Source organism: Pseudomonas sp. N-1-13 (assembly GCF_057787095.1).
This window is the reverse complement of the sequence record NZ_JBYNRI010000001.1, coordinates 270,873-287,764: the sequence shown is the minus strand read 5'-3', so window position 1 is coordinate 287,764 and position 16,892 is coordinate 270,873. Positions and strand designations below refer to the sequence as shown.

General features: G+C 61.2%; 21 protein-coding genes. 11 read left to right on the top strand and 10 right to left on the bottom strand.

Annotation, left to right across the window (positions count from 1 at the left end):
- Positions 1–59 precede the first annotated feature (59 nt).
- Positions 60–488 carry an NINE protein gene (locus tag AC3I65_RS01355; RefSeq protein ID WP_047226005.1) on the bottom strand — a complete coding sequence of 143 codons (429 nt, stop codon included), beginning with the start codon at positions 486–488 and terminating at the stop codon, positions 60–62.
- 248 nt (positions 489–736) lie between these two features.
- Between AC3I65_RS01355 and AC3I65_RS01350 the strand changes: the two genes are divergently transcribed.
- The gene (locus AC3I65_RS01350; RefSeq protein WP_047226006.1) at positions 737–1,348 is read left to right on the top strand and encodes a C40 family peptidase; all 612 of its coding nucleotides are present in this window, start codon (positions 737–739) and stop codon (positions 1,346–1,348) included.
- 144 nt (positions 1,349–1,492) lie between these two features.
- Here AC3I65_RS01350 and AC3I65_RS01345 read toward each other — a convergent pair whose 3' ends face one another.
- On the bottom strand, positions 1,493–2,527 hold the full coding sequence (locus AC3I65_RS01345) for a type IV pilus twitching motility protein PilT (RefSeq protein WP_107321399.1): 1,035 nt from the start codon (positions 2,525–2,527) through the stop codon (positions 1,493–1,495).
- A gap of 54 nt (positions 2,528–2,581) precedes the next feature.
- Here AC3I65_RS01345 and AC3I65_RS01340 point away from each other — a divergent pair, with 54 nt between their 5' ends.
- From AC3I65_RS01340 to AC3I65_RS01300, 9 genes are all read left to right on the top strand, one after another.
- The gene (locus AC3I65_RS01340; RefSeq protein ID WP_047226008.1) at positions 2,582–3,268 is read left to right on the top strand and encodes a YggS family pyridoxal phosphate-dependent enzyme; all 687 of its coding nucleotides are present in this window, start codon (positions 2,582–2,584) and stop codon (positions 3,266–3,268) included.
- A gap of 42 nt (positions 3,269–3,310) precedes the next feature.
- Positions 3,311–4,129 carry a pyrroline-5-carboxylate reductase gene (gene proC / locus AC3I65_RS01335; protein WP_047226009.1) on the top strand — a complete coding sequence of 273 codons (819 nt, stop codon included), beginning with the start codon at positions 3,311–3,313 and terminating at the stop codon, positions 4,127–4,129.
- Between the two features lie 10 nt (positions 4,130–4,139).
- Positions 4,140–4,730: a YggT family protein gene (locus AC3I65_RS01330; protein ID WP_047226010.1), complete on the top strand. Its 591-nt coding sequence runs from the start codon at positions 4,140–4,142 to the stop codon at positions 4,728–4,730.
- A 216-nt stretch (positions 4,731–4,946) separates the two neighbouring features.
- Positions 4,947–6,086, top strand: a complete 1,140-nt coding sequence (gene metX, locus AC3I65_RS01325) for a homoserine O-succinyltransferase MetX (protein ID WP_047226011.1) — start codon at positions 4,947–4,949, stop codon at positions 6,084–6,086.
- A 7-nt stretch (positions 6,087–6,093) separates the two neighbouring features.
- Positions 6,094–6,714, top strand: coding sequence for a methionine biosynthesis protein MetW (metW, locus tag AC3I65_RS01320; RefSeq protein ID WP_047226012.1), 621 nt, complete (start codon positions 6,094–6,096; stop codon positions 6,712–6,714).
- 25 nt (positions 6,715–6,739) lie between these two features.
- On the top strand, positions 6,740–7,174 hold the full coding sequence (locus AC3I65_RS01315; RefSeq protein WP_047226013.1) for a DUF4426 domain-containing protein: 435 nt from the start codon (positions 6,740–6,742) through the stop codon (positions 7,172–7,174).
- Positions 7,171–7,767, top strand: coding sequence for an RdgB/HAM1 family non-canonical purine NTP pyrophosphatase (gene rdgB / locus AC3I65_RS01310; protein WP_047226014.1), 597 nt, complete (start codon positions 7,171–7,173; stop codon positions 7,765–7,767). Before AC3I65_RS01315 ends, rdgB begins: the two co-directional genes overlap by 4 nt.
- A gap of 62 nt (positions 7,768–7,829) precedes the next feature.
- Positions 7,830–8,963, top strand: a complete 1,134-nt coding sequence (gene hemW / locus AC3I65_RS01305) for a radical SAM family heme chaperone HemW (protein ID WP_218938991.1) — start codon at positions 7,830–7,832, stop codon at positions 8,961–8,963.
- A 17-nt stretch (positions 8,964–8,980) separates the two neighbouring features.
- Positions 8,981–9,304 (top strand): DUF3392 domain-containing protein, encoded by a 324-nt coding sequence (locus tag AC3I65_RS01300; protein ID WP_047226016.1) that lies wholly within the window; start codon positions 8,981–8,983, stop codon positions 9,302–9,304.
- A 146-nt stretch (positions 9,305–9,450) separates the two neighbouring features.
- On the opposite strand, the gene trmB is transcribed toward AC3I65_RS01300, so the two are convergent.
- The 4 genes from trmB to AC3I65_RS01280 all read right to left on the bottom strand — a co-directional run bounded on the left by trmB (position 9,451) and on the right by AC3I65_RS01280 (position 11,697).
- Positions 9,451–10,176, bottom strand: a complete 726-nt coding sequence (trmB, locus tag AC3I65_RS01295) for a tRNA (guanosine(46)-N7)-methyltransferase TrmB (protein ID WP_047226017.1) — start codon at positions 10,174–10,176, stop codon at positions 9,451–9,453.
- A gap of 9 nt (positions 10,177–10,185) precedes the next feature.
- Complete coding sequence (locus AC3I65_RS01290) at positions 10,186–10,980, bottom strand: thiazole synthase (RefSeq protein WP_003177480.1); 795 nt, start codon at positions 10,978–10,980, stop codon at positions 10,186–10,188.
- A 54-nt stretch (positions 10,981–11,034) separates the two neighbouring features.
- Positions 11,035–11,235 (bottom strand): sulfur carrier protein ThiS, encoded by a 201-nt coding sequence (thiS, locus tag AC3I65_RS01285; protein WP_160893822.1) that lies wholly within the window; start codon positions 11,233–11,235, stop codon positions 11,035–11,037.
- Between the two features lie 90 nt (positions 11,236–11,325).
- Positions 11,326–11,697, bottom strand: a complete 372-nt coding sequence (locus AC3I65_RS01280; RefSeq protein WP_047226019.1) for a DUF423 domain-containing protein — start codon at positions 11,695–11,697, stop codon at positions 11,326–11,328.
- Positions 11,698–11,770: 73 nt separating this feature from the next.
- Between AC3I65_RS01280 and mtgA the strand changes: the two genes are divergently transcribed.
- Positions 11,771–12,493: a monofunctional biosynthetic peptidoglycan transglycosylase gene (gene mtgA / locus AC3I65_RS01275; RefSeq protein ID WP_047226020.1), complete on the top strand. Its 723-nt coding sequence runs from the start codon at positions 11,771–11,773 to the stop codon at positions 12,491–12,493.
- Between the two features lie 199 nt (positions 12,494–12,692).
- Here the strand turns inward: mtgA and rpoH are convergent, their stop codons facing one another.
- The 4 genes from rpoH to ftsY all read right to left on the bottom strand — a co-directional run bounded on the left by rpoH (position 12,693) and on the right by ftsY (position 16,789).
- A complete protein-coding gene (rpoH, locus tag AC3I65_RS01270) occupies positions 12,693–13,547 on the bottom strand; it encodes an RNA polymerase sigma factor RpoH (RefSeq protein WP_003177476.1) in 855 nt (284 codons plus the stop codon).
- Between the two features lie 112 nt (positions 13,548–13,659).
- On the bottom strand, positions 13,660–14,682 hold the full coding sequence (ftsX, locus tag AC3I65_RS01265) for a permease-like cell division protein FtsX (RefSeq protein ID WP_488523410.1): 1,023 nt from the start codon (positions 14,680–14,682) through the stop codon (positions 13,660–13,662).
- Positions 14,679–15,350 (bottom strand): cell division ATP-binding protein FtsE, encoded by a 672-nt coding sequence (gene ftsE / locus AC3I65_RS01260; protein WP_024778908.1) that lies wholly within the window; start codon positions 15,348–15,350, stop codon positions 14,679–14,681. Before ftsE ends, ftsX begins: the two co-directional genes overlap by 4 nt.
- Complete coding sequence (gene ftsY / locus AC3I65_RS01255) at positions 15,347–16,789, bottom strand: signal recognition particle-docking protein FtsY (RefSeq protein WP_488523409.1); 1,443 nt, start codon at positions 16,787–16,789, stop codon at positions 15,347–15,349. Before ftsY ends, ftsE begins: the two co-directional genes overlap by 4 nt.
- Positions 16,790–16,892: the final 103 nt, after the last annotated feature.

Below are 16,892 nucleotides of genomic sequence, written 5' to 3'. Positions count from 1 at the left end.
CTGTGAACACCTTGATCCAGTGTGGGAGCGAGCCTGCTCGCGATGCAGGCGACTCGGTCTTAGTGAAAAGCCCCGCGCTTCTGCGCATTGCGAATCGAGACCTGATCGTTCAGCGTCCAGAAGTCATACAGCACCCCCAGGAAAAACACCCCGCCAGTCAGCAGGTAAAGGATGCCGGTGAGCCATTTGCCCTGGTACATGCGGTGCACACCCAGCACACCGAGAAACGTCAGCAGAATCCACGCCACGCTGTACTCGAGGGGACCCGGGGTGAAGCGCAGATCGGCCTCCCGATCCATGGCCGGAATCAGGAACAGGTCGATCAGCCAGCCGATGCCCAACAGGCCGAAGGTGAAAAACCAGATCGTGCCGGTGACCGGCTTGCCGTAGTAGAAGCGGTGGGCGCCGGTAAAGCCGAAAATCCACAAGAGATAGCCGATCACTTTGCTGTGGGTATCGCGTAAAGCGTCCTGCTGATAGCTGTTCATGAATCGCCTCTTTTGCCTCGATAGATAAATTTGTTCGGATTATTTGTGACTTTTTTATGGATTGCCGACAAGCGGTCTCCAGCGTCAGGAACCCGGTAAACCCCCGTGCTGTCTGGGTTCTGTCAGACAATCAGGTCAATATGTCGCAATTATGCGGGTTTCACCTGGGTTGCGATTCGACAAACGGCCTCGGAACAGTAAAAAAAGCTGTTATAAAGTTGCGCGCTTACCTTCAAGAGCCCTGCCTAATGCGTCCATTTATCAAGACATGGCTAACCATTTGCCTATTATTGCCCCTGGCCGCCCACGCCACCAATCGTGAGCAACGTCTTCCCAACGTCAACGGCTACACCCCCAAATCCCATGTTTCTGCTCCTTCGAGCAAGAACAAGCGAAACGCCCAGCGTTTGAGCACCGCCAATAGCAAGCTGGTTCCGGTCATGACCGCCAAGACAAGCAGCAACGTCTTGAGCCGTGCCGTGAACGTACTGGGAACACCTTACCGTTGGGGCGGCAGTAGCCCAAGCAAAGGTTTCGATTGCAGCGGCCTGGTGAAGTACGCCTTCAACGATGCCACCTTCGACCTGCCGCGCACTTCCAATGCGATGGCCAGCGGTCACGGCCAGAAGGTCGATCGCAAGGACCTCAAGCCCGGCGATCTGATCTTCTTCAAGCTCAAGAGCCGCCGGGTCAACCACGTGGCCATCTACCTGGGCAATGACCGCTTCATCCACGCCCCGCGCCGTGGCAAGTCGGTGACCATCGACACCTTGAACAAGCCGTACTGGAACAGCCACTACGTCCTTGCCAAGCGGGTGCTGCCCAAAGAGCCGAAAGGGATGCAGCTGGTTCAGCGCTGATTTGAAAGTGGCACATTTGCCAGTTCAAGCAAACTGTGGGAGCGAGCCTGCTCGCGATAGCGGTACATCCGTCAACTTCAATGTTGGCTGATCCAACGCTATCGCGAGCAAGCTCGCTCCCACAGGAGGTTTTGTGGCCGATCCTCAGAAGTTATCCGGCGTACGCGCCCGCTCCCGCGCATGTTCGCGACTGATCAGCCCCTTGTTCAGCAAATCCTTCAAACACATATCCAATGTCTGCATCCCCAGCGACCCACCGGTCTGGATCGCCGAGTACATCTGCGCCACCTTGTCCTCGCGGATCAGGTTACGGATCGCCGACGTTCCCAGCATGATTTCATGAGCCGCGACCCGGCCGCCGCCAATCTTCTTGACCAGCGTCTGTGAAATCACCGCCTGCAAGGATTCGGACAACATCGAACGAACCATGGATTTCTCATCCCCCGGGAACACGTCCACCACCCGGTCGATGGTCTTGGCCGCCGAGGTGGTGTGCAAGGTGCCAAACACCAGGTGACCGGTTTCGGCGGCGGTCAGGGCCAGGCGGATGGTCTCCAGGTCACGCATCTCCCCCACCAGAATCACGTCCGGGTCTTCGCGCAGGGCTGAGCGCAGGGCCGTGGAGAAACTTTGGGTGTCGCGGTGCACTTCGCGCTGGTTGATCAGGCATTTGCGCGGCTCGTGGACAAACTCGATGGGATCTTCGATGGTGAGGATGTGATGGTGTTTGTGGGTGTTGAGGTAGTCGATCATCGCCGCCAGGGTGGTGGACTTGCCGGAGCCGGTCGGCCCGGTCACCAACACCAGCCCGCGAGGCGCCTCGGTCACCTTGCGAAACACATCGCCCATCCCCAGGTCTTCCATGGTCAGGACTTTCGACGGGATGGTCCGGAACACCGCACCTGCACCGCGATTCTGGTTGAACGCATTGACCCGGAACCGTGCGACGCCCGGCACGTCGAAGGAAAAGTCGGTTTCCAGAAACTTCTCGTAATCTACCCGCTGCCGGTCGTTCATGATGTCGTAGATCAGCTCATGGACCTGCTTGTGGTCCAGGGCCGGCAGGTTGATCCGCCTCACATCGCCATCGACACGGATCATCGGCGGCAGCCCGGCGGACAAGTGCAGGTCCGATGCGCCCTGTTTGGCGCTGAACGCCAGTAGCTCAGTGATATCCATAGCGCTCCTCAATTCCAGTAGAATGCCGCGAACCTCACCGCTGGCGCTTCTTTAATGTCCACGATAGCAGACAACATTGCTCAGGTTAGATCGCGTATCCGCGCAGCCGAACAAGCCGCCCACCGCGACGAACACAGCGTGCAGCTGCTGGCGGTGAGCAAGACCAAGCCCGCCCAGGCCCTGCGTGAAGCCTATGCCGCCGGCCTGCGGGACTTTGGCGAGAACTATCTGCAGGAGGCGCTGGGCAAACAGGCCGAACTGACCGACCTGCCCTTGATCTGGCACTTCATCGGCCCCATTCAATCGAACAAGACGCGCGCTATCGCCGAACATTTCGACTGGGTGCATTCCGTGGATCGTTTGAAAATTGCACAACGCCTGTCCGAGCAGCGCCCGGCCGACCTACCGCCGCTGAATATCTGCATCCAGGTCAACGTCAGCGGTGAAGACAGCAAATCCGGCTGCACCGCGGCGGACCTGCCCGCTCTGGCCAGCGCCATCAGCGCGTTGCCACGCCTGAAGCTGCGTGGGTTGATGGCGATTCCCGAACCGACCGAGGAGCGTGCCGCCCAGGATGCCGCCTTCGCAGCGGTTCAACGCTTGCAAGCCGATCTGAAGCTACCGCTGGACACCCTTTCCATGGGCATGAGCCATGACCTCGAGTCGGCCATTGCCCAGGGCGCCACCTGGGTGCGGATCGGTACCGCGCTGTTTGGTGCGCGCGACTATAGCCGTAGCTAGCCGTACGCCATGCTGACTCAACTCTCTAATCAAGGACCTGTCATGAGCAACACACGTATTGCCTTCATCGGCGCCGGCAACATGGCCGCCAGCCTGATCGGCGGCCTGCGGGCCAAGGGTCTGGACGCTTCGCAGATCCGCGCCAGCGATCCGGGGGCCGAGACTCGCGCCCGGGTGAGCACAGAGCACGGCATCGAAACGTTCGCCGACAACGCCCAGGCCATCGAGGGCGCGGACGTCGTCGTGCTGGCGGTCAAGCCACAGGCGATGAAAACTGTTTGCGAGGCCATTCGTCCAAGCCTCAAACCCCATCAGATGGTGGTGTCGATCGCCGCCGGCATTACCTGCGCCAGCATGAACAACTGGCTCGGGTCCCAGCCGATCGTGCGCTGCATGCCCAACACCCCGGCGCTGCTGCGCCAGGGCGTCAGTGGGCTGTTCGCGACCGCACAAGTGACCGCCGAACAGCGCCAGCAGGCCGAAGAACTGCTCTCGGCCGTAGGCCTGGCACTGTGGCTGGAAACCGAGCAGCAACTGGATGCGGTGACGGCCGTGTCCGGCTCGGGCCCGGCATACTTTTTCCTGCTGATCGAAGCCATGACCGCCGCCGGTGAAAAACTCGGCCTGCCGCGCGAAACCGCCGCCAAACTGACGTTGCAGACCGCCCTGGGCGCCGCCCACATGGCAGTGTCCAGCGATGTCGATGCGGCCGAACTGCGGCGCCGGGTGACTTCGCCAGCCGGCACCACCGAAGCCGCCATCAAATCGTTCCAGGCCGGGGGCTTCGAAGCCCTGGTGGAAAAAGCACTCGGCGCCGCCGCGCACCGCTCGGCCGAAATGGCCGAACAACTGGGCCAATAAGGAGCCATTCATGATCGGATTGAACACTGCAGCGGTCTACGTGCTGCAAACCCTCGGCAGCCTGTACCTGCTGATCGTACTGCTGCGCTTTGTGCTGCAACTGGTGCGCGCCAACTTCTACAACCCACTGTGCCAGTTCATCGTCAAGGCCACCCAGCCATTGCTCAAGCCACTGCGCCGGATCATTCCGAGCGTGTTCGGCCTGGACATGTCGTCGCTGGTACTGGCAATCATCGTGCAACTGGCGCTGATGGCCCTGACCCTGCTGCTGACCTACGGCACCACCGGCAACCCGCTGCAACTGCTGATCTGGTCGATCATTGGCGTGACCGCGCTGTTCCTGAAGATTTTCTTCTTCGCCCTGATCATCAGCGTGATCCTGTCCTGGGTCGCTCCCGGCAGCCACAACCCGGGCGCCGAACTGGTGAACCAGATCTGCGAGCCGGCGCTGGCACCGTTCCGCCGCATCGTGCCGAACCTCGGCGGCCTGGATATCTCGCCGATCCTGGCGTTCCTGGTGCTCAAGCTGATCGACATGCTGGTGATCAACAACCTGGCGGCGATGACCATGATGCCGGAAATCCTGCGCCTGCTGATCTGACCCGACACCGGCCTGATCAGTCAGCACCGATCTCTGTGGGAGCAAAGCTTGCTCGCGAAACAGGCACCTCGGTCCCTGAAAGACCGCATCGCCTCATCGCGGGCAAGCCTTGCTCCCACGGGGTTTGCGCCGGGCGGACAATCAGCTCCGCCCTTTGCTTGCCGCTTGCCACAGCGGTCTTTAGACTTACGCCTCATTTCAACGAGAGCAGGGTCGATGCCAGCTGCCTTTCCCCCCGATTCCGTTGGTCTGGTGACGCCGCAAATGGCGCATTTCAGCGAGCCCCTGGCCCTGGCCTGCGGTCGTTCGTTGCCAGCCTATGACCTGATTTTCGAAACCTACGGCACCCTCAATGCCACGGCGAGCAATGCCGTGCTGATCTGCCATGCCTTGTCGGGGCATCACCACGCCGCCGGCTATCACAGTGTCGACGACCGCAAGCCGGGCTGGTGGGACAGTTGCATCGGCCCGGGCAAGCCCATCGACACCAACAAGTTCTTCGTGGTCAGCCTGAACAACCTCGGCGGCTGCAACGGCTCCACCGGCCCCAGCAGCGTCAACCCGGACACCGGCAAACCCTTCGGCGCCGACTTTCCGGTGCTGACCGTGGAAGATTGGGTCCACAGTCAGGCACGCCTGGCGGACCGCCTCGGTATCGCCCAGTGGGCCGCAGTGATCGGCGGCAGCCTGGGCGGCATGCAAGCCCTGCAATGGACCATCACTTACCCGGACCGTGTGCGCCACTGCCTGGCAATCGCCTCTGCCCCCAAGCTGTCGGCGCAGAACATCGCCTTCAACGAAGTGGCGCGCCAGGCGATCCTCACCGATCCGGAATTCCACGGCGGCTCGTTCCAGGAACACGGCGTGATTCCCAAGCGCGGGCTGATGCTGGCGCGGATGGTCGGGCATATCACCTACCTGTCCGATGATTCCATGGGCGAGAAATTCGGCCGCGGTCTCAAGAGCGAAAAGCTCAACTACGACTTCCACAGCGTCGAATTCCAGGTGGAAAGCTACCTGCGCTACCAGGGCGAAGAATTCTCCGGACGCTTCGATGCCAACACCTACCTGTTGATGACGAAAGCCCTGGACTACTTCGATCCGGCGGCGAACTTCGACGATGACCTGGCAAAAACCTTTGCAGGCGCCACCGCCAGGTTCTGCGTGATGTCGTTCACCACCGACTGGCGCTTCTCCCCGGCCCGCTCACGGGAGCTGGTGGACGCGCTGATGGCTGCCCGCAAGGACGTCTGCTACCTGGAAATCGACGCGCCCCAGGGTCACGACGCCTTTCTGATCCCGATCCCGCGCTACCTGCAGGCGTTCGGCAACTACATGAACCGTATAACGCTGTGAGGACGCCATGAGAGCCGATCTGGACATCATCCAGGAATGGATCCCCGCCGGCAGCCGCGTGCTCGACCTGGGCTGCGGCAACGGCGAACTGCTGACCTGGCTGCGCGACCACAAGCAAGTCACCGGCTACGGCCTGGAAAACGACCCGGACAACATCGCCGAGTGCGTGGCCAAGGGCATAAACGTGATCGAGCAGGACCTGGACAAGGGCCTGGGCAACTTCGCCAGCAACAGCTTCGACATCGTGGTCATGACCCAGGCGCTGCAAGCGGTGCACTACCCGGACAAGATCCTCGACGAAATGCTGCGGGTCGGGCGCCAGTGCATCATCACCTTCCCCAACTTCGGTCACTGGCGCTGCCGCTGGTACCTGGCGAGCAAGGGGCGCATGCCGGTGTCGGAATTTCTGCCCTACACCTGGTACAACACGCCGAACATCCACTTCTGCACCTTCGAGGATTTCGAGGCATTGTGCCGCGAACGCCAAGCCAAGGTCATCGATCGCCTGGCGGTGGACCAGCAGCACCGCCACGGGTGGGCCAGCAAGCTATGGCCTAATCTGTTAGGTGAAATAGGCATCTATCGGGTCAGCAGCCCAGGCCTTGCCGATCATCAGGTCGCGGTGTGAAGCCCGACCTTACCAGGAGCACGACATGAAACGTCTAGCGTTGTTTCTCATTACCGCATGCCTGAGCGCCGGAGCCATGGCCGCGGATGTCATCAAGAGCGATCGCAAGGAAGTGTTCGGCGACATCACCGTGCACTACAACACCTTCAATTCCACCTTCCTGACGCCGGATATTGCCGACGCCGCCGGATTGATCCGCGACAAGACCCAGGGCGTGATCAACGTTTCGGTACTCAAGGATGGTAAACCCTTGAAGGCCGAGGTCAGCGGGACAGTCAAGGACCTTACCAGCAGCAGTGTCACGCTGAACTTCAAGGAGGTGGCCGAACCCAACGCGACCTATTACATCGCCCAATACCCGGTGAAACAGCAGGAAACCCGCACCTTCAACATCCAGGTGAAAACGGGCGATAAGATCAACACCCTCAACTTCAACCAGGAACTGTTCCCCGGCGAATGATGAATTTCACCCAACTCGTACTGGCCAGCCACAACGCCGGCAAACTCAAGGAACTCCAGGCCATGCTCGGCGGGTCGGTGCAACTGCGCTCGATTGGCGAGTTCAGCCAGGTCGAACCTGAAGAAACCGGCCTGTCGTTCGTCGAGAACGCCATCCTCAAGGCCCGCAACGCCGCGCGCATTTCCGGCCTGCCGGCGCTGGCCGACGACTCCGGGCTGGCGGTGGACTTTCTCGGCGGCGCGCCGGGCATCTATTCAGCCCGCTACGCAGATGGCAAAGGCGACGCGGCGAACAACGCCAAGCTGCTCGAGGCCCTCAAGGATGTGCCCGAAGCCGAGCGCGGCGCACAGTTCGTCTGCGTCCTGGCCCTCGTCCGCCATGCCGACGATCCACTGCCGATCCTCTGCGAAGGCTTGTGGCACGGGCGCATTCTCACCGAAGCCAGCGGCGAGCACGGTTTTGGCTACGATCCGCTGTTCTGGGTGCCGGAGCGCAACTGCTCCAGCGCCGAACTGGGCCCGGTGGAAAAAAACCAGCTGAGCCACCGCGCCCGCGCCATGGCTTTGCTGCGCCAACGCCTGGGCCTGCAATGATCGATGAGTCCCCCGCACCTCTGATCCATGGCGGTGCGCAAACGCCTCGGGCACCGCTGCCAATGCTGCCGCCCCTGGCGTTGTACATCCACATTCCGTGGTGTGTACGCAAATGCCCGTATTGCGATTTCAACTCCCATGCCGCCAGCCCGCAGTTGCCGGAAGAAGAATACGTCGACGCCTTGCTGGCCGATCTCGACCAGGACCTGCAGGCGGTGTATGGCCGGGAACTGAGCTCGATCTTTTTCGGCGGCGGTACTCCAAGCCTGTTCAGCGCCCAGGCCCTGGGCCGGCTGCTCAAAGGTGTCGAGGCGCGAATCCCCTTCGCCCATGACATTGAAATCACCCTGGAAGCCAACCCAGGGACCTTCGAGCAAGAGAAATTTGTCGCTTACCGGGCACTGGGCATCAATCGCCTGTCCATTGGCATCCAGAGCTTTCAGGAAGCCAAGCTCAAGGCTTTGGGCCGGATTCATAACGGTGACGAAGCTGTGCGCGCCGCCGGCATGGCCCGTCAGGCCGGGTTCGACAACTTCAACCTGGACCTGATGCATGGCCTGCCCGATCAGTCCCTGGACGACGCCTTGAGCGACTTGCGCCAGGCCATTGCACTGAAGCCCACGCATCTGTCCTGGTATCAGTTGACCCTGGAGCCAAACACGGTGTTCTGGAACCAGCCGCCGACCTTGCCGGAGGACGACACGCTGTGGGACATCCAGGAAGCCGGGCAAGCGCTGCTGGCCGAACATGGCTACAGCCAATACGAAGTCTCGGCCTACGCCCAGCCCGGGCGACCGGCGCGGCATAACCTCAATTACTGGAGTTTCGGCGACTTCATCGGCATCGGCGCGGGCGCCCACGGCAAGCTCAGCCATCCGGACGGGCGTATTGTGCGCACCTGGAAAACCCGCCTGCCCAAGGACTACCTCAACCCAGCCAAACGCTTCCTGGCCGGCGAGAAAACCCTGAGCAATGAAGAACTGCCCTTCGAGTTCCTGATGAACGCGCTGCGCCTGACCGAAGGTGTGGACGCGCGGCTTTACCCCGAACGCACCGGCCTGCCTTTGCAGAGTCTGGCTGAAGGCCGACGCGAGGCCGAACAAAGCGGGTTGTTGCGGGTCGAACCGGCACGTCTGGCAGCCACCGAGCGCGGACAGTTGTTTCTCAATGACCTGTTGCAGAAATTTTTGAGCTAATCACACAAGGAAACCCCATGGATCTGGTACTCGACCTGCTCGCCACCGTGTCCCGCTGGAGCCGCAGCAACCTGTCGGAAATCTCCCTGGCATTGGTAGGCTGCCTGCTGGTGCTGTTTGGTGCCGACATCAAGGGCTGGGTCGAACAACGCCTTGGCAATATTGCCGGGGCCTTGCGCGTCCCGCTGATCGCCCTGCTGTGCATGATCGGCAGCGGCGCGGCCTTGATCTACGCCACGCCGTGGGTCGTCCGGGGCTTGAGCCAGTTCAACAACTACAGCCTGGCACCGGTGCTGTTGGTGGTGCTGGTGTTGATTGGGGTGGTCGCTGACCGTCGCTGATTTTCGATGTAGCACAGAACGAAATGTGGGAGCGAGCTTGCTCGCGATGGCGGCCTGACAGTCAACATTGATATTGAATGTTTTGGCCTCATCGCGAGCAAGCTCGCTCCCACAGGGGATCCCATTTCAGCAGGATCTTCTGGTGTTTAAGCCACCTTCTCGAACTTCAAATCCCAAACCCCATGCCCCAAGCGTTCGCCACGGCGTTCGAACTTGGTGATCGGTCGTTCGGCCGGGCGCGGTACGCACTTGCCGTCTTCGGCCAGGTTACGGTAACCCGGGGCGACGTTCATCACTTCCAGCATGTACTCGGCGTAGGGTTCCCAGTCGGTGGCCATGTGCAGCACACCGCCGACCTTCAACTTGCTGCGCACCAACTCAGCGAACGACGCCTGGACGATACGGCGCTTGTGATGGCGGCTCTTGTGCCATGGGTCAGGGAAGAACAGCATCAGCCGGTCGAGGCTGTTGTCGGCCACACAGCGGTTGAGCACTTCGATGGCGTCGCAGTCGTAGACCCGCAGGTTGGTCAGTCCTTGGGTCAGTACGCCGTTGAGTAGCGCGCCCACACCGGGACGATGAACTTCCACACCGATGAAATCCTGTTCCGGCGCCGCGGCGGCCATTTCCAGCAGCGAGTGGCCCATGCCGAAGCCGATTTCCAGCGAGCGCGGCGCCGAGCGGCCGAACACCTGGTCAAAGTCCACCGGCGCATCGGCCAGGGGCAGGACAAACAGCGGCGTGCCCTGTTCCAGGCCGCGTTGCTGGCCTTCGGTCATGCGCCCGGCGCGCATCACGAAACTCTTGATGCGGCGGTGTTGGCGCTCTTCGCCTTCTTCCGGGAGGACAGGCGTGTCGTTCGATTCAGTCATCAATGGCTCTTACTTGATCAGACCATCCAGCGGCGAAGAGGCGCTGGCGTAGAGTTTTTTCGGCATGCGGCCGGCGAGGTACGCCAGGCGACCGGCCACAATGGCGTGCTTCATGGCTTCGGCCATCAGGATCGGTTGCTGGGCATGGGCGATGGCCGAGTTCATCAGCACTGCTTCACAGCCCAGTTCCATGGCGATAGTGGCGTCGGAGGCGGTGCCAACACCGGCATCCACCAACACCGGAATCTTGGCTTCTTCCAGGATGATCTGCAGGTTGTACGGGTTGCAGATCCCCAGACCCGTGCCGATCAGGCCAGCCAGCGGCATCACCGCGATGCAGCCGATTTCCGCCAGTTGACGGGCGATGATCGGGTCATCGCTGGTGTAGACCATCACGTCGAAACCTTCCTTGACCAGGGTTTCGGCAGCCTTGAGGGTTTCGATCACGTTGGGGAACAGGGTTTTCTGGTCCGCCAGCACTTCCAGCTTCACCAGGTTGTGGCCGTCGAGCAGCTCACGGGCCAGGCGGCAGGTGCGCACGGCCTCAATGGCGTCGAAGCAACCGGCGGTGTTGGGCAGGATGGTGTAGCGATCTGGCGGCAGGATATCCAGCAGGTTCGGTTCGCCCGGGTTCTGGCCGATGTTGGTGCGGCGCACGGCAACGGTCACGATTTCAGCGCCCGAGGCTTCGATGGCCAGGCGGGTTTCTTCCATGTCGCGGTATTTGCCGGTGCCAACCAGCAGACGCGACTGGTAGGTACGACCGGCCAGGACGAAGGGCTTGTCGCTACGAACGATGCTCATGGGAAATCCTCTGTTGGGGTGAGGTTCTGGCGAAATACTGGAAAACCGCAGGGACTAGCCGCCGCCGATGGCGTGGACCACTTCGACGCTGTCGCCATCGTTCAACGTGGTGTCGGCGTGCTGGCTGCGCGGGACGATATCCAGATTGAGCTCCACCGCGACGCGGCGTCCGGTCAGTTCCAGACGGGTCAGCAGGGCCGCAACGGTTTCACCGTCGGGCAGATCAAGGGGTTCGCCGTTCAATTGAATGCGCATGCCGGATGCCGCCATCATTTTTAGGGGCTGGCATTCTAGCCCGATCAGTCTGGACGACCCAAGCCATTCGTCATGAATTGGACCGTGCGGTCAGCCCAACCGCCAGGCGGCAAGCCCCAGGCACAACCAGCCGATCAGGAACGCCACCCCACCGAACGGCGTGATAATGCCCAGTTTGCTGATGCCCGTGAGCGTCAGCAGATACAGACTCCCGGAGAACAGCAGGATACCGATGACAAACGAAATCCCGGCCCAGGTGACGATACGTCCGGGGATGTGCGTGGCCAGCAGCGCGACGCCCAGCAACGCCAGGGTGTGTACCAACTGATAGGTGACGCCGGTATGAAAGATCGCCAGGTAATCGGCGCTCAGGCGATTTTTCAGGCCGTGGGCGGCAAACGCTCCCAGTGCCACGCCGGTGAAGCCGAAAAAAGCAGCCAGCATCAGAAAACTACGCAGCATGAGAACTCCAGTCAGACTCGGTGGACAGGGTCTGTATAATGGCCCGCTCGACGGGTTCGGCCAAGCCATCTCTATGTTGCGTTCATTGTTTCGACGATTCGTTAAAGCCCTGCTCTGGTTCGCCGTCGGCAGCGTTGTGCTGGTGCTGTTGTTTCGCGTGGTGCCGCCGCCGTTCACCGCGCTGATGATCGAGCGCAAGGTTGAGTCCTGGTTCGGTGGCGAGCCGATCGACCTGCAGCGTACCTGGCAACCCTGGGATCAGATTTCCGACAACCTCAAAATCGCGGTAATCGCAGGTGAGGACCAGAAATTTCCAGAGCACTGGGGCTTCGACTTCGGTGCGATCCAGGCCGCGCTTACCCATAACGGACGTGGCGGCTCGATTCGCGGCGCCAGCACCCTCAGCCAGCAAGTGTCCAAGAACTTGTTCCTGTGGCCGGGCCGCAGCTGGCTGCGCAAGGGCCTGGAAGCCTGGTTTACCGCGCTGATCGAAATACTCTGGCCCAAGCAGCGGATCCTCGAGGTGTACCTCAACAGCGTCGAGTGGGATGACGGTGTGTTCGGTGCCGAAGCCGCAGCGCGGCATCACTTTGGGGTAAGCGCCGATGCATTGTCCCGGCAACAGGCCAGCCTGCTGGCGGCGGTCCTGCCCAACCCCCGGGTATGGAGCGCCGCACGCCCAAGCCCTTATGTACTGCGGCGCGCGAACTGGATCCGCCGGCAGATGAGCCAGTTGGGGGGTGACAGCTACCTGCTGGGGCTCAATGATTCGCGGCGGGCGCCTTGGGCCCAGTAGCCGAGGCGCTGAAGATCCCCTGTGGGAGCGAGCCTGCTCGCGATGGCGTCGGATCATTCGACATCGTCATCGACTGACCCGACGCCATCGCGAGCAGGCTCGCTCCCACATCAGGGATCTGCGTGGCGTCAAACATTGGCGCACAAAAAAACGCCCCGATCATCACTGATCGGGGCGTTTTTTATGGCTGTTGCGCCGGTCAAGCCGCAATCGACACCTTGAGCTTGTTCATCGCGCTCTTCTCAAGCTGGCGAATCCGCTCGGCCGACACGTTGTACTTCTGCGCCAGGTCGTGCAGCGTGGCTTTTTCCTCGGCCAGCCAGCGCTGGTAAAGGATGTCACGGCTGCGCTCGTCCAGCACTTCCAGAGCTTCGTGCAGGTTGGTGTTGGAGTTGTCGCTCCAGTCGGCGTCTTCCAGTTGACGCGCCGGGTCATACCGGTGGTCTTCCAGGTAGTTGGCCGGCGACTGGAAAGCGCTGTCGTCGTCCGCTTCGGCGGCCGGGTCGAAGGCCATGTCATGGCCGGTCAGGCGACTTTCCATCTCGCGCACTTCCCGCGGCTCGACGCCCAGGCTCTCGGCCACACGATGGACTTCTTCATTGTTCAGCCAGGCCAGACGTTTCTTCTGGCTGCGCAGGTTGAAGAACAGCTTGCGCTGGGCCTTGGTGGTCGCGACTTTCACGATGCGCCAGTTGCGCAGGATGAACTCGTGGATTTCCGCCTTGATCCAGTGCACTGCAAACGACACCAGGCGCACACCCATTTCCGGGTTGAAACGCTTGACCGCCTTCATCAGGCCGACGTTGCCTTCCTGGATCAGGTCGGCCTGGGCCAGCCCGTAGCCGGAATAGCTGCGGGCGATATGTACAACAAAACGCAGGTGGGCGAGCACCATCTGCCGAGCCGCCTCAAGATCCTGCTCATAATAGAGACTCTCGGCCAGTTCACGCTCCTGCTCGGGCGTCAGCAAAGGGATGCTGTTCACCGTGTGCACATAGGCCTCCAGGTTCGCACCCGGGACCAGAGCATAAGCAGGTTGCAAAGAAGTGGTCATACGAAAAAACCTCCGACTCACATAACTCGTGCAGTTCAGCACTGCGAAAATTGACCGGGAACCGTAGGACAAGTTCCCACAAAAACCGAAAGGTCAATACGCGCAAAAAACACTATTTTGGAGCAAGCTCACGCAAGTGGCGTGCTACCGCAATCCATGCACCGATATAACCCAACAGCACCGCGCCAAGCAAGAGCGACAGACCGTCGGCGGCTGGCACTCCGGCCAGGGAAAAATCACTGCCGTACAAACCGGCCAGCCCCACTACCGCGTCATTCAGCCAGTCCAGGCCAAACGCCAATACGCCCCAGGACAGAATCCCCGCACCGAAGCCATACAGCGCCCCCATATAAAGGAAGGGCCTGCGTACATAACTGTCCGTACCGCCGACGAGTTTAATCACTTCTATCTCGGTGCGGCGGTTTTCAATATGAAGACGAATGGTATTGCCTATCACCAAAAGTAATGCAGAAACCAGAAGCACCGTCAGACCGAAGACAAATCGGTCGCCGAGCTTGAGGATCGCCGCAAGACGCTCGACCCAGACTAGATCAAGTTGCGCCTGTTGTACCTTCGGCAACTCGGAAAGTCTTTGTCTTAATGCTTCAAGGGTCGGCTTGTCGACTTCGTCGGGTGTCACCAGTACCACACCCGGCAGCGGGTTTTCCGGCAGTTCCTTGAGGGCATCGCCCAGGCCGGACTGCTGCTGGAATTCTTCCAGCGCCTGCTCGCGACCAATGTATTCGGCGTCGGCCACGCCCGGCATGGCCTTGATCTGCTCGCGCAACGCCTGGCCTTCGGCAGGGGTCGCTTCCAGCTGCAAATACAGGGAAATCTGCGCGGCACGCTGCCAGGAGCCACCCAGGCGCTCCACATTACTTAGCAATAATGACAGGCCCATGGGCAAACTCAGGGCCACCGCCATCACCATGCAGGTAAAAAAGCTGCCGATCGGCTGCTTGCCTAGACGCTTGAGGCTGTCCAGCAGGCTGGCGCGATGGCTTTCGACCCAGGCGTGAAACAGTGTCGCGAAATCCGGGCCGTCGTCATCGTCGCGCTTCTTCTTTGGCGGCTGCGGATCGGAGGCTTTCGGAGCCACGCGCTCGGCCACCTTGGGGCTGCGGGTCGCACTCATACGCCAGCCTCCCCGTCACCGATCAGTCGACCGCGTTGCAAGGTGAGCATGCGGTGACGCATGCGCGCGATCAGGGCCAAGTCGTGACTGGCAATCAGCACGCTGGTGCCCAAGCGATTGATGTCTTCGAATACGCCCATGATTTCCGCCGCCAGACGCGGGTCCAGGTTACCGGTAGGTTCGTCCGCCAACAGCAAGGCCGGGCGATGAACGATGGCGCGGGCGATGCCCACGCGCTGTTGCTGGCCGGTGGACAGGTCGCCGGGGTACAGATCGGTCTTGTCCGACAGCGCCACACGCTCCAGGGCCGAATCCACGCGCTTGTTGATCTCGGCCTTGGACAGGCCAAGGATCTGCAAGGGCAACGCCACGTTGTTGAACACCGTGCGATCGAACAGCAACTGGTGATTCTGGAACACCACGCCGATCTGCCGACGCAAGTAAGGAATCTGGGCATTGCTGATGGTGCTCAGGTCCTGGCCGGCCAACAGTAATTTGCCGGTGGTGGGCCGTTCCATCGCCAGCAGCAGGCGCAGCAAGGTACTTTTACCGGCGCCAGAATGGCCGGTGACAAACAGAAACTCGCCACGACGGACCCGAAAGCTCAGCTCATGCAAGCCGACGTGACCGTTCGGATAGCGTTTACCGACCTGTTCGAAACGAATCATGAGTGCTCCCGCTCGGCAAACAGTGCCTGGACAAAGGGCTCGGCTTCAAAGGTGCGCAGATCGTCGATGCCTTCACCCACGCCGATGTAGCGAATCGGCAGGCCGAACTGCTTGGCCAGGGCGAAAATCACCCCGCCCTTGGCGGTCCCGTCGAGCTTGGTCAGGGCCAGTCCGGTCAGTTGGACGGTCTGGTTGAACTGCTTGGCCTGGTTGATGGCGTTCTGGCCAGTGCCGGCGTCCAGCACCAACAGCACCTCATGGGGTGCGTCGGCATCGAGCTTGCCGATCACCCGGCGAACCTTCTTCAGCTCTTCCATCAGGTTGTCTTTGGTGTGCAGGCGACCGGCCGTGTCGGCAATCAGCACATCGATGCCACGGGCCTTGGCGGCCTGCACGGCGTCGAAAATCACTGAAGCGGAGTCGGCGCCGGTGTGCTGGGCGATTACCGGAATCTTGTTGCGCTCGCCCCACACTTGCAGCTGTTCGACCGCAGCGGCGCGAAAGGTGTCGCCGGCGGCGAGCATGACTTTCTTGCCCTCCAACTGCAGCTTCTTCGCCAGTTTGCCGATGGTCGTGGTCTTGCCGGCGCCGTTGACGCCCACTACCAGGATCACGAACGGCTTGTTCTGCGAGGCAATCACCAGCGGCTGTTCCACCGGTTTGAGCATGTTGGTCAACTCGCCCTGCAAAGACTTGTACAAAGCGTCGGCGTCGGTGAGCTGCTTGCGCGCCACCTTTTGAGTCAGGCTCTGGATGATCACCGACGTCGCCTCGACGCCGACATCGGCGGTCAGCAAGCGCGTTTCGATGTCTTCCAGCAATTCGTCGTCGATGACTTTCTTGCCCAGGAACAGGCTGGCCATGCCTTCGCCGATGCTGGCGCTGGTCTTGGACAGGCCTTGCTTGAGGCGGGCGAAGAAGCCGACCTTGTTCTCTTCGGCGGCAGGCGCGGGCTCTGCGAGAGCTGGCAATTCAACTGCAACAGGCTCCGGTTCAGGGGCGGCTGGGGCAGCGACAGGCATGATGGCAGGCGCTGGCACTTCGACGATCGGCTCCACGGCCGGGGCCGCGACAGATGGGGTCAGTGCCGGAATCGGCGGGGCGATATGCGGCGCCTGCGCCTCCTCCACCAGCGCTACCGGCTCTTCCGCCACGGGCAAGGTCAGCCAGGGGGTTTGCCCTTCGGGTGGGGTCAGCGGTTGCTCGGCCACCGGTTCAGCGCTCGACTTCGGCTCGGGCTCGGCCGGTTGCAATACCGGCTCGGCAATCGGCAGGACAATCGGGGCAGCTTGTTCGGCCACCGCCTCGGCATCGGGCTCAGGCAGCGGTTGCGGCTGTTCGACGACAGTTTCCTGCGGCTTCTTGCGCAGCCATCCGAACAGGCCTTTTTTCTCGCCAGCCGCAGCTGGGGTCTTCTTGTCGTCGTTGGAACCAAACATGGAGGACGGCTATCTCACGGTAGCGACGCGCCACCAGGGCGCCTCGGTGATAAATATTCGATGCTGAACAGACTGCGTTTCACCCAGCTTGTTCACGCGCAAC

Bases quoted from the DNA above. Each gene is read 5' to 3' on its own strand.
- ftsE (WP_024778908.1), bottom strand. From the start codon at position 15,350: ATGATTCGTTTCGAACAGGTCGGTAAACGCTATCCGAACGGTCACGTC.
- ftsX (WP_488523410.1), bottom strand. From the start codon at position 14,682: ATGAGTGCGACCCGCAGCCCCAAGGTGGCCGAGCGCGTGGCTCCGAAA.
- AC3I65_RS01355 (WP_047226005.1), bottom strand. From the start codon at position 488: ATGAACAGCTATCAGCAGGACGCTTTACGCGATACCCACAGCAAAGTG.
- metW (WP_047226012.1), top strand. From the start codon at position 6,094: ATGAGAGCCGATCTGGACATCATCCAGGAATGGATCCCCGCCGGCAGC.
- metX (WP_047226011.1), top strand. From the start codon at position 4,947: ATGCCAGCTGCCTTTCCCCCCGATTCCGTTGGTCTGGTGACGCCGCAA.
- hemW (WP_218938991.1), top strand. From the start codon at position 7,830: ATGCTGCCGCCCCTGGCGTTGTACATCCACATTCCGTGGTGTGTACGC.
- rdgB (WP_047226014.1), top strand. From the start codon at position 7,171: ATGATGAATTTCACCCAACTCGTACTGGCCAGCCACAACGCCGGCAAA.
- ftsY (WP_488523409.1), bottom strand. From the start codon at position 16,789: ATGTTTGGTTCCAACGACGACAAGAAGACCCCAGCTGCGGCTGGCGAG.
- AC3I65_RS01350 (WP_047226006.1), top strand. From the start codon at position 737: ATGCGTCCATTTATCAAGACATGGCTAACCATTTGCCTATTATTGCCC.
- thiS (WP_160893822.1), bottom strand. From the start codon at position 11,235: ATGCGCATTCAATTGAACGGCGAACCCCTTGATCTGCCCGACGGTGAA.
- rpoH (WP_003177476.1), bottom strand. From the start codon at position 13,547: ATGACCACTTCTTTGCAACCTGCTTATGCTCTGGTCCCGGGTGCGAAC.
- AC3I65_RS01300 (WP_047226016.1), top strand. From the start codon at position 8,981: ATGGATCTGGTACTCGACCTGCTCGCCACCGTGTCCCGCTGGAGCCGC.
- AC3I65_RS01340 (WP_047226008.1), top strand. From the start codon at position 2,582: ATGTCCACGATAGCAGACAACATTGCTCAGGTTAGATCGCGTATCCGC.
- AC3I65_RS01345 (WP_107321399.1), bottom strand. From the start codon at position 2,527: ATGGATATCACTGAGCTACTGGCGTTCAGCGCCAAACAGGGCGCATCG.
- AC3I65_RS01280 (WP_047226019.1), bottom strand. From the start codon at position 11,697: ATGCTGCGTAGTTTTCTGATGCTGGCTGCTTTTTTCGGCTTCACCGGC.
- AC3I65_RS01290 (WP_003177480.1), bottom strand. From the start codon at position 10,980: ATGAGCATCGTTCGTAGCGACAAGCCCTTCGTCCTGGCCGGTCGTACC.
- mtgA (WP_047226020.1), top strand. From the start codon at position 11,771: ATGTTGCGTTCATTGTTTCGACGATTCGTTAAAGCCCTGCTCTGGTTC.
- trmB (WP_047226017.1), bottom strand. From the start codon at position 10,176: ATGACTGAATCGAACGACACGCCTGTCCTCCCGGAAGAAGGCGAAGAG.
- AC3I65_RS01330 (WP_047226010.1), top strand. From the start codon at position 4,140: ATGATCGGATTGAACACTGCAGCGGTCTACGTGCTGCAAACCCTCGGC.
- AC3I65_RS01315 (WP_047226013.1), top strand. From the start codon at position 6,740: ATGAAACGTCTAGCGTTGTTTCTCATTACCGCATGCCTGAGCGCCGGA.
- proC (WP_047226009.1), top strand. From the start codon at position 3,311: ATGAGCAACACACGTATTGCCTTCATCGGCGCCGGCAACATGGCCGCC.